The 10420-nt window shown below is 55.0% G+C and carries 9 protein-coding genes, 1 tRNA gene and 1 pseudogene; 2 read left to right on the forward strand and 9 right to left on the reverse strand.

The annotated features are described in order from the left end of the window. Nucleotides 1–229: 229 nt before the first annotated feature. The 5 genes from H6F75_RS23520 to H6F75_RS23540 form a co-directional block, all read right to left on the reverse strand. Nucleotides 230–865, reverse strand: a complete 636-nt coding sequence (locus H6F75_RS23520; protein ID WP_190755088.1) for a DUF4142 domain-containing protein — start codon at nt 863–865, stop codon at nt 230–232. Between the two features lie 180 nt (nt 866–1045). Further along, nucleotides 1046–1465, reverse strand: a complete 420-nt coding sequence (locus tag H6F75_RS23525) for a DUF2267 domain-containing protein (RefSeq protein ID WP_242020315.1) — start codon at nt 1463–1465, stop codon at nt 1046–1048. A gap of 404 nt (nt 1466–1869) precedes the next feature. Next, entirely contained in the window at nt 1870–2331 is a 462-nt protein-coding gene (locus H6F75_RS23530; RefSeq protein ID WP_190755092.1) for a hypothetical protein, read from the reverse strand. 20 nt (nt 2332–2351) lie between these two features. After that, nucleotides 2352–2579: a hypothetical protein gene (locus H6F75_RS23535; RefSeq protein ID WP_190755093.1), complete on the reverse strand. Its 228-nt coding sequence runs from the start codon at nt 2577–2579 to the stop codon at nt 2352–2354. A 268-nt stretch (nt 2580–2847) separates the two neighbouring features. After that, nucleotides 2848–3153, reverse strand: a complete 306-nt coding sequence (locus H6F75_RS23540) for a hypothetical protein (RefSeq protein ID WP_190755095.1) — start codon at nt 3151–3153, stop codon at nt 2848–2850. A gap of 516 nt (nt 3154–3669) precedes the next feature. Here H6F75_RS23540 and fusA point away from each other — a divergent pair. Continuing rightward, a complete protein-coding gene (gene fusA, locus H6F75_RS23545) occupies nt 3670–5763 on the forward strand; it encodes an elongation factor G (RefSeq protein WP_190755096.1) in 2094 nt (697 codons plus the stop codon). A 260-nt stretch (nt 5764–6023) separates the two neighbouring features. On the opposite strand, the gene H6F75_RS23550 is transcribed toward fusA, so the two are convergent. Next, entirely contained in the window at nt 6024–7034 is a 1011-nt protein-coding gene (locus tag H6F75_RS23550; protein ID WP_190755098.1) for a protochlorophyllide reductase, read from the reverse strand. Between the two features lie 177 nt (nt 7035–7211). Continuing rightward, entirely contained in the window at nt 7212–8675 is a 1464-nt protein-coding gene (locus tag H6F75_RS23555) for a phosphoglucomutase/phosphomannomutase family protein (RefSeq protein ID WP_190755100.1), read from the reverse strand. Between the two features lie 362 nt (nt 8676–9037). Here H6F75_RS23555 and H6F75_RS23560 point away from each other — a divergent pair. Continuing rightward, nucleotides 9038–9111 (forward strand) — tRNA-Pro (locus tag H6F75_RS23560). 485 nt (nt 9112–9596) lie between these two features. Here the strand turns inward: H6F75_RS23560 and H6F75_RS23565 are convergent. After that, nucleotides 9597–10244: pseudogene (locus tag H6F75_RS23565) on the reverse strand (IS1 family transposase). A gap of 50 nt (nt 10245–10294) precedes the next feature. After that, on the reverse strand, nt 10295–10420 hold a 126-nt coding region (locus tag H6F75_RS23570), incomplete at its 5' end, for an IS1 family transposase (RefSeq protein WP_242020319.1).

The following is a 10420-nucleotide window of genomic DNA, read 5'->3' on the forward strand; positions in this document are numbered from 1 at the left end:
TTTCTGCCTACAGTCTTCAACCCCAAAGCAGCCCCGGCGAGTATTCCTTTTAAAGCAGACCGCACCAGCTGTGAAGAGAGCGGCCGCACCTGGCAAGAGGGTGACTGCCTTGAATTTTGGCCACGACCCTACATTCTGAGGTGACGGCAGGTTTAAAGCTAAATTCTTTCAAAAGCTGCCTCAGGGAGCGAGCTATTGGTCCCTGAGGCCACCTCTACTTTTGAGCGGACTACATGTCTGCCGGTGACTGAGAGTCGCCGGTGGTGTATTCGGGCAGCATGGCGTTAGCCATCTCGTAGTGCTCTTCAATGCTGGGCAGCAGCTGCGACGCGTAAGCGGTCAAGTCTGGCGACTCACCCTGGGCCACCTCAGTGCGGTACAACGCGATCGCCTTGAGATGAGCATTTGCCTGTACGCCAACATAAGCTTGATCAAACTCAGCACCAGAAAGCTGGGTCAACTGTGCTGCGATCGCCTGATCGAGCGGATCAACGCGCTCGCTGGGCAGCTCAAAACCTTGCTCAGAGGCTTGTTGAGTAAGAACTTCATTGGCGCGAGTGTGCTCATCAATCATGCGCTGAGCATACTGACGAATTGCTTGATCTTGGGATTTCTCTAGCGCCAGGCGAGAGGTGTCAATCTCAGCATTGTTGCCCTGGTAAGCGAGCTTGAAAAACTCCTGATCCACCGTTGTGACAGCAGCCCTTTGAGCGCCTTGGGAGGTCTGCTCAGCCGGGGTAGAGGTACCTGTCTGACTGATGCGCGTGGTTTCAGCAAAACTCGGTAGCGCTACCAGAGATGCGATCGCAGCAGCACCAGCAGCGCCCATCAAACGCTGGGTCAAACTGTAATTTAGTCGAGTCATGGTCTTAGATCTCCTGTTCCTACTTAATCCGCTCTGTGGTTAATTACTAACCATTGCTTCAGCGTAGAAGCCCACTTCAAGAGAGCCGTCTGTCACAGGGTCAATTAACGCCGCCTAAAGCGTTGATCTAAACCCAGAGATGACTAAGCACAAAGGAAAAGGAAACCGCGATCGCAGAAATTAGGCCGCCTGCCACATCTCAGAAATTTTGCCGGGCAGAAATTCAGCCACTTCCTGAACCCGCTCCTGGGACAACTCGTCCTTAGTGGCAGAAAAGACGGCAGTAATAATTGTTTCTGCATCGGCTCCTGGTAGGTTGCCTTCCTGCCGTAGGCGCACTAAAAAATTGTCGGGGCTAATATGCAAATTGGGGCGAATATGGCTGAGAAAGCTCACCAGAGGATTGGTATCTTCCCAAAGATCTTCCACCTTGTCGGGAGCATTGTCATCTAGCTCATCGGCAACGCGATCGATCGCTTCATTGCTCATCACATCTCGCATGGTCCGATACACCACTTTCGTGGCGTTGCGGGCTTCTTTTAAATCCTTCAGGTTGCCTTTTGTTCTAACTTTCTCTAAAAATTCCTGATATGTTTCCATAAGAATCTCCATGGGTTTTTGTTTGAACGCCTTAGATCAAACCCGTAGCAATTGCTATGGATCAGTAATGTGGTGAAGCATTTTTAGGCGGCTAAAAACCAGCTAGAACTACTAGCTGGCACAATGAGGCACTCACTACTTCGAAGGTAGTGAATTGATGCTACAGCTATAGAACAACCTTTGACATATTAAAGGTTTGACTGTGAAAAAGGGGTCTATCGCAAGGTAGAAGGCCAGCGAAAAAGTTGTGTGGTTGGCAGGTTTTGGCCCATCAATGTCAGCTATTCACCTCACAAGCAGGGAGAACTTTTAGCTCAAGTACGTCGCCGAATTAAGCATTGCCCTAGTCGCCCTGCACTAGTTTTTTCCCTCGGCGATCGCATATTAAATGCTACTCAGAGATATTAGTGAGCCGACTGCAATCGATGGCCATGATCGTGGGATTCTTTAATCCACTGATAGGCAACTAGGTTAAGCAATAACCCGATCAAAAACAGAAATGCCATTAGGGCTACCTGGTACCAAGCTACAGGAGGAATAGTCAAGTCAACTACTAAGTGAGCTAGGTTCAGCACTGAATAAATTACTGTTACCCAAAAGTGGCCTATCCGATACCATCGTGAATCAATCAGGCAGGTGCTGGTGATGGCTATTAGCGGCACCGCAAAGAAGGCCAGCATCAGCCATAAAATAGTAGAAATTTCGCTAATGTCGGTGGCCACGTGGCCATGGGGTGCCAGCACGCTCAGGCCGTGGAACAACGGCATAAGCGCCAGCTGAGTGTGAAAAAGTGTGCCCAGCAAAAACACTGTCCACAGGGCAATAATTTTGACGGCAAACGATGGTTGTTCCTTTAGTGCGAGCATCACTTTGCCTCCGTTGCTAATTAGGGCTCGTGCACCTCTTCTTCGCTGCGCTCTAACAGGGTGTCTGCAGTATGGTCTTGGTGGTGGCGTTGATTGGCCATAGCCTGACGGGCTTTTTCCTCCACCGATGCAGCGGGTGATTCGTGGAGTTCGGCATCGGTGCGGCTGAGCAAGTTATCGTGGTTGTGTTCGGCGTGCTGGCGCTGTTGGGCCAGTCGTTGGCGGGCCTGGTCGTCTGACTTATCCATAAAAGCTATTCTCTCCAGAGAGTAGGCGCTGCGGGATGGAGCGCGATCGCAAACGACCTTTGCCCTGTACTAATTTTCCAGGTGATCTACAGGCGAGCGATCGCCCCTGATACGATTGTTTAGCCTTCTCAATCGCCTGCAATCTGTCCTGAGAGTGTTTCTGCCACACCTGCCAGAGTTCACCTGCAACCAGGGAATTGCTTGAAAGAGAACACCTAGCGCGATGGGCAAGGCCGGTCAAAAGCCCAGCGCAACCCGAAGTTCATGCTTACGGCACCGATGCTGTTGCCACCGCATCCTCAGACCCTACCGGGCGAATCACTAGCGTATTGAATAGGCTAATGTCGGTGCCCTCAGGGACTGATAAGTCAAAGGCTCCGCTGGTCTGCGGCAGCGGCCCCAAAGCGATGGGACGCTTAGCCATATTGCCGTTGATGGTCAAAAACGCTTCCAGCGCGTCCTCCTCGGCAGCGGTGGTGAAATCCTTGAGCGATAGGGTAATGCTGCTGCCTACAATGGCAGCCCCTACATAGCCACTGGCGGTGTGGCTGCCTGTTCCAACGACGCTGCCCATAGCCCAGTTCTCCTTTAATCTAATCATCTGAAACGCCCGGCCATCATTGTAAAAAGAATCAGCCTCAACTTTGCTTCTGACTCCTAGCGATTGGAGGCAAGACCACAGCAAGTCAAACGGCACTAGCTCTTGAACGCTGCTTGGGTTTGAACCGTTGTGATTCGCGGAGCGTAAAGCCTGCGGCAGCCTAGAAACGGGAACCGACTTGGAACGAGTATCTTTGAGAAATCGCTGTCGGCAAATGATGGGTTTTCCCCACTCATTCAAGCCCCAATGGCGGCTATCCTGAGTAAAGAACTCAGTAATCGATCTCCCCCCTTTCACGGATGTGTCAGGGGGTTTTACAATAGTTCATATTAGGTGTTGTTGCCTCGGCCCCAGCTCAGACTCCCCGTCATGGTCTCGTGATAGAGTTTTCTGTTGTCAAGGCTACCAAATCGACAACCCAGACCCCGTCTGAGTAACCCATGAAGATGGTCACCAGCGGTCCATCGCCCAGAATCCGGAGAAGCAGTTATGGCTAAAGACATCACCCGTTATCGCAATATTGGTATTTTTGCCCACGTAGACGCGGGCAAGACCACCACCACCGAGCGCATCCTCGCCCTCACCGGTCGTATCCACAAGATCGGTGAAGTTCACGATGGTGCTGCCACCACCGACTTCATGGAGCAAGAGCAAGAACGGGGGATCACGATTCAGTCGGCGGCCACCACCTGCTTCTGGAAAGAGCACCAGCTCAACATCATCGACACCCCTGGACACGTTGACTTCACCATTGAGGTGTATCGCTCCCTCAAGGTGCTTGACGGCGGTATCGGCGTGTTCTGCGGTTCAGGCGGTGTAGAACCTCAGTCTGAGACCAACTGGCGCTACGCCAACGACTCCAAGGTGGCTCGGGTCATCTACGTCAACAAGCTCGATCGCACCGGGGCCGACTTCTTCCGAGTCGTCAAACAGGTTGACAGCATTTTGGCGGCCAAGCCCCTGGTGATGGTGCTGCCCATTGGCACCGAGACCGATTTTGTGGGTGTGGTTGACCTGCTCACCCGCAAAGCCTGGGTGTGGGATGAGTCGGGCAAGCCTGAGAACTACACCATCCAAGAAGTCCCTGAGGACATGAAAGATCAGGTCGAAGAATACCGCGAGGCACTGATCGAGCTAGCCGTTGAGCAGGACGACGACATTCTCAACAAATACCTTGAGGGTGAAGAGATCTCCATCGACGAGATCAAGTCCTGCATTCGCAAGGGCACCCGCGAGCTGGCCTTCTTCCCCACCTACTGCGGCTCCTCCTTTAAGAACAAAGGGGTGCAGCTGGTGCTAGATGCGGTAGTTGACTACCTACCCAACCCCCTCGAAGTGCCTGCTCAGCCCGAAGTTGATCTGGAGGGTAACCCCACCGGCAAAGTGGCCTATGCCGATGCCGACAAGCCCCTGCGGGCGCTGGCGTTCAAAATCATGGACGACCGCTTTGGCGCGCTCACCTTCACTCGCATCTACTCGGGCCACCTGAAGAAGGGCGACACCATTCTCGACACTGCCACCGGTAAGACCGAGCGCATTAGCCGCCTGGTTGAAATGCACGCCAACGATCGCGAAGAGGTAGAGTCGGCCCAGGCCGGCGACATCGTGGCGCTGATCGGCATGAAGAACGTGCAGACCGGCCACACCCTCTGCGACCCCAAAGACCCCGCTACCCTGGAACCCATGGTCTTCCCCGACCCGGTGATCTCCATTGCGGTGTATCCCAAGAAAAAGGGCGACAACGAGAAAATGGGTATGGCGATCAGCAAGATGGTGGCCGAAGACCCCTCCTTCCAGGTGGAAACCGACGAAGAGAGCGGCGAAGTCATCCTCAAGGGCATGGGCGAACTGCACCTCGACATCAAAGTCGACATTCTCAAGCGCACCCACGGCGTCGAAGTCGAAGTGGGCAAGCCCCAGGTGGCCTACCGCGAGGCGATCACCAAGCGCCTGGCCGACAGCTACACTCACAAGAAGCAGTCGGGTGGTTCGGGTCAGTACGCCAAGATCGACTACGTGATCGAGCCGGGCGAAACCAGCACTGGCTTCCAGTTTGAGTCGGCGGTGACCGGTGGTAACGTACCTCGGGAATTTTGGCCCGCTGTGCAAAAGGGCTTTGCTACTAGCATTGACCGTGGCCCTCTAGCGGGTTACCCGGTGGTTGACCTCAAGGTCACCCTCACCGATGGCGGCTTCCACGCGGTTGACTCGTCGGCGATTGCCTTCGAAATTGCCGCCAAGGCTGCCTACCGCCAGTCGCTACCCAAGGCTGGCCCTCAGCTGCTGGAGCCGATCATGAAGGTCGACGTGTTCACCCCCGACGACTACATGGGCGACGTAATCGGTGACCTCAACCGCCGTCGCGGCATGATCAAATCCCAAGACCCTGCAGCTACCGGCGTGCGGGTCAAAGCCGATGTGCCCCTGAGCGAAATGTTTGGCTACATTGGCGACCTGCGCACCATGACCTCGGGTCGGGGCCAGTTCTCCATGGAGTTCTCTCACTACGCTCCCTGCCCCAGCAACGTGGCTGAGGAAGTGATCAAGGAAGCCAAGGAGCGCCAGGCTGCCGCCGCTAAGTAGGCCGCCCCTACTCTCCGGATAGTAGAACGCCCCGGCCAACTTTGGCCGGGGCGTTTTGTGTATGGGAATTGCGTTGCTAAATCTAGATGAATCTACCCGATTTGCCCTCTTCCTAGCCCTCTCCCAAGGGGCGAGGGAACAGGATTTCCGGCTCCCTTCTCCTTCAGGAGAAGCATTGGGGAAAAGGGCAATTTATGTATTTGGCGACGCTGGGTGTTTAGGTAGCGGCAAACAGCGTTTAACCCCAGGCGTTTGCTCGCTTAAACCGAACCAGCGGCGGCAGGGACGTTCCGCGCTGTCTGGTCATCTAAACCCACCAGGCGAGCGCTGAGATCCCACAGTTTGCGGGCCTTGGCGTCATCTAGGGCTTCGTTCGACACCTCCTGGGCAAAGGAGCGGCGACCCGGCTTTTGGCGGTTGCCCCAGCTCCAGTACATGCCCGATTCCTTTAGCTCGGGGTCGGTGACCACATCGGCTACCCGCTCGCCCGCCAGTTTCTGGGTGACGTAGCCGCCCGTGATGTTCTTCTGGAACCAGGGGAAGATGGTCTGGAACGCCTTGAAGTGGTTGCGGAACAGGGGCGTATCGGCCACACAGCCGGGATACAGCGAGCTAAAGGTGATGCCCGTTGCATCGTGGTAGCGACGGTGCAGCTCGCGCATGGTGAGCACGTTGCACAGCTTGCTGTCTTTATAGGCTTTGCCCGACTTAAATTTTTTGTTGTTAATCATCGAGATCGGGGCTTTGAACCCGGCCTCGAAGCCCTCTAGATTGCCCAGATCGGGGGGCGCGGGAATGGGAATCTTGCCGCCCAGCTCTTTGGGGTTAGCGGTAACGGTGCCGAGGATGATCAGACGCTTGTCGGCGGCGGGGGAGGCCTTAATGTCATCTAGCAGCAGGTTGCACAGCAGGAAGTGGCCCAGGTGATTGGTGGCGACGCTGATTTCGTAGCCATCTTCGCTGTACATCGGCTCTTTGAGCAGCGGGTAGTAGACGGCGGCGTTGCACACCAGCGACTCTAGACTGCGCCCCGTTGCCCGAAAGTCGCTGACAAACTGGCGCACGCTGGCCAGGGAGCCGAGGTCGAGGTGGATGATGCTGTAGCGATCGCTCGGGATGCCAAGATCTTGGGCCACCTGCTTCGTTTTATCGACATTGCGGCAGGCCATTACCACATGCCAGCCGCGATCGGCCAGGGCCTTGGCGGCGTTGAGCCCCACCCCAGAGGAAGCCCCGGTCACTATGACTGTTTTCTGCTGTTCCATAACCATCTTTAAGACTGAAAAATCGCTTCTAGCATTCCAGTGTTAAGGATGACGTGGACAGTGATGCAGTGTCTTAATGTTTTTTGAGGTGTCGTTACATCGGGTATAGGGTTTCAGGTGAAAGGTATAGGGTTCAGGGGTCGGCCTTAGACCCTATACCCTGAACCCTATACCCTCCACCGCCTAGGTAAACGAGCTCGCCCAATCCTTCGCCCAGTGCAGATGCTTGTGCACCTCATCGAGGGTCTTGGCTTCGCTGTAGAGGCGCAGTACGGGTTCGGTACCGCTAAAGCGGATCAGCAGCCAGCTGTCGTCGGCGAGGGTGAGTTTGTAGCCGTCGATGTCGAGGATGTGGGTGACGGCTTTGCCCGCGACTTCGGCGGGGGGAGCGGTGGCGAGGGCGTCGAGCAGCTTGGCCTGCACTTCCATGCTGGCCAGGGGCAGGTCGATGCGATCGTACTCGGAGAAGTAGTTGGTTTTCTCTTGCAGGCTGCGGTAATAGTCGCTGAGGTCGAGGCCGGAAGCGACGACGGCTTCTAATACATAGAGGGCCGACATCAGGGCATCGCGCTCGGGGATATGGTGACCGTAGCCGATACCGCCGGACTCTTCACCGCCCAGCAGCACTTTGGCATCCTGCATGCGATCGGCGATGTATTTGTAGCCGACGGGGGTTTGGTACAGCTCCAGGCCGTTGAGCTTGGCTACGGCTGGGATCAGGTTGGAGCCGCTGATGGTTTTGACGATTTCGCCGCTGTAGCCCCGGCGCGACTTGAGGTGGTCAATCAGAATGGGAATGAGAATCTGAGAGCTGAGGAAGTTGCCTTGGCCATCAACGGCGGCGATGCGATCGCTATCACCATCAAACACCAGGCCCACTTTGACGCTTTCTTTGGCGGGATATTCTTTGACAGTCTCTAGCATTTCGCCCAGATACTTGGGCAGGGGCTCGGGCGGATTGCCGCCAAACAGCGGGTCGGCCTCGCTGTGCAGCTCGTGAATGCTGCCTTCGCCCAGCAGTCGGGGCAGGCCGCCGCTGGCAGAGCCATACATGACATCGGCAAATACCGTCAGCTTGCCGCTGGAGATGGCGCTCTGAATGGCGGCGACATCGACCTCGGCCTGGAGGGCGGTGCAGTAGTCGGGCCAGGGATCGAAGGTTTCAATCTGGCCGGGTTTGCCAAGGGGGGCAGGCGGGGTGGGCAGCAGCGCCTCAACTTGCTTGGTTACGTCGGGGGAGACAGAGCCGCCGAAGGCGCCTTTGATTTTGAGCCCGGAGTAGGTGGGGGGGTTGTGGCTGGCGGTAATCACGATCGCCCCGAGCAAGTTCTGATGCTTGGCGGCGTAGCTAAAGGCGGGGGTGGGGGCGAAGTCTTGGGAGAGCAGCACGTCGAAGCCCTGGGCGGCGATCGCCTCGGCGGCGGTGCGAGCAAATTCGGCGGCGAGAAAGCGGCGATCGTAGCCGACGGCGATGGTGCGGCTGCCGGTTTCGGCCCCAAAGCACTGGTGCAGCACGTGGGCAGACACCGCCGCTACCTGAGCTACGCGCTCAAAGGTGAAGTCGGCGGCAATAATGCCGCGCCAGCCATCGGTGCCAAATTTGATGGGCTTCGGGGTAGCTGGAATGGGGCCTGAAGGTGCTGCCATAGCAGATTCCAAATGTCGGGGGATAAAGAGCAGATTTTCTTGAGTTTACCCGCTTAATTCGGCGGTGACACGGTTGCGGCAGCGGCACTACGGACAATTTACCCAACCGGCTGGTTTTGCCGAAAAGTCTGAAAAGATTGGCGAATTCTCCTGATGCGATCGCGGCTTTGGCGCAAATGCTAGGTGCGTTGTGGGGTAGCGCGGCTGCTTGAGGGAAATGGTGGCTGCTCTGGAGGGGCTGCTTGGGCTGGGTCAGTTGGTGTTTGTGGGGGGCCTCAGGCTACAGGGCTTGCGAATCGTCGTTGCTGACCTAAAATTTGCCAACGGTGGGGGGCTGTCGTGTTACCCTAGTTGAGTAAAAACGGGATGTAGCGCAGCTTGGTAGCGCACTTCGTTCGGGACGAAGGGGCCGTGGGTTCGAATCCCGCCATCCCGATTTATCGATGTCGAGTAACGGTTTAGCTGTCGTCGCTAACTGTACGTTCCGGAGCTATTTTTCAATGTTCCGGAATTAGTGTCACTGCTCCAGACTTAATGTCGCTCACCGTACATCACATAATCGAAATGACGGGATTCGTTTCAATCCATGGCTTTAAATAATAGTTCAAATGAGCTATCAAGGTCGTGCTTGTTACTCAGACCAGTTGATTTTCTTACTTACGAGCTGTAAAAACTAAGGGCGACGGTTCCTAACTGGTTGTCCATGAATATACGAGTTTGATCTTTATGAGCTGTAGAAGCCCAACGCGACATTCTTAGCGCTACCAATCCGCCACAATCTTTTTAAGTATGTTTCAATTCTCGTAGGCTGTAGAAGTCCAATCGACGCGATGACCACTGAGTTGTGATGTTCCATAGTTGTGGTTTCAATCCTCATGGGCTGTAGAAGCTCAGTGCGACTAGTTTTGAGATTGGGTAGTACTAGAGAGGCAATGATGCGTTGTAGTAGTGAATAAAATTCCACAGCAAGCCAATATGATTACGCAGACTCTTCGAGAAGGCTTGTAACTCGTCTTACCGCTCAATTTGCCGACGACTCGGTGGCGGTTGCGGGGTAACACCTTTGGGTAGGCCTCCCACGCATCGGTATAGATAACTGCACACTGCCGATAGACTTTAGGCAAGGCGTCCCAGAGCCGTTGTGCACTCTGGGCAGAGCGGTCATCGACATGAGCGCCGATAATCTTACGGGTACCGGCATCAAGCGCTAACCAAACCCAGTATTTGTTGCCCTTGTAGCCGACAACCGTCCAGAGTTCATCACATTGCACCGTTAGCGGTTTTTTTGACCGGGCAGTGGTTTGAGTAGGCGTTTGGGCTGCTTTGCAAATGACACAGTCTTATCGCCATTGCTCAGAAACCTGAACGGCTCGGGCAATTCCAGCCATTGAGAGGCGCTCTAGCAAAAGCCGGTCGATCAGCTTCCGCATCGGAGTGTTGATCACTTTTTTGGTTGGGTTTTCAACGAACTGACGACCACAGCCGCGGCACAGGTACCGTTGCTTGCCAGTATAAATTATGGCCATTCTTGACCGTTCGTGCAGAGGTGCAATCAAGGCAGGGAGGCATAGGCATCGTTGCTTAGCTGCACTATCACCCTAACAAATCCATCATTACCTCTAGAGGTCTACCAAATTCCACAGCAAGCCAATGTGATTGCGCAGACTTTTAGAGAAGGCTAAGCTGCGTCTGACAAAGCGTGAAACCCGCTGTCTGAGAGTATTGTTGAATCGCTCAATGTAACT

The sequence above is a fragment of the Nodosilinea sp. FACHB-131 genome (assembly GCF_014695395.1).
Taxonomy (GTDB): Bacteria; Cyanobacteriota; Cyanobacteriia; order Phormidesmidales; family Phormidesmidaceae; genus Nodosilinea.

Excerpts from the sequence above, each read along its gene's own strand:
- H6F75_RS23520 (WP_190755088.1), bottom strand. The coding sequence starts at position 865 with ATGACTCGACTAAATTACAGTTTGACCCAGCGTTTGATGGGCGCTGCT.
- H6F75_RS23525 (WP_242020315.1), bottom strand. The coding sequence starts at position 1,465 with ATGGAAACATATCAGGAATTTTTAGAGAAAGTTAGAACAAAAGGCAAC.
- H6F75_RS23530 (WP_190755092.1), bottom strand. The coding sequence starts at position 2,331 with ATGCTCGCACTAAAGGAACAACCATCGTTTGCCGTCAAAATTATTGCC.
- H6F75_RS23535 (WP_190755093.1), bottom strand. The coding sequence starts at position 2,579 with ATGGATAAGTCAGACGACCAGGCCCGCCAACGACTGGCCCAACAGCGC.
- H6F75_RS23540 (WP_190755095.1), bottom strand. The coding sequence starts at position 3,153 with ATGGGCAGCGTCGTTGGAACAGGCAGCCACACCGCCAGTGGCTATGTA.
- fusA (WP_190755096.1), top strand. The coding sequence starts at position 3,670 with ATGGCTAAAGACATCACCCGTTATCGCAATATTGGTATTTTTGCCCAC.
- H6F75_RS23550 (WP_190755098.1), bottom strand. The coding sequence starts at position 7,034 with ATGGTTATGGAACAGCAGAAAACAGTCATAGTGACCGGGGCTTCCTCT.
- H6F75_RS23555 (WP_190755100.1), bottom strand. The coding sequence starts at position 8,675 with ATGGCAGCACCTTCAGGCCCCATTCCAGCTACCCCGAAGCCCATCAAA.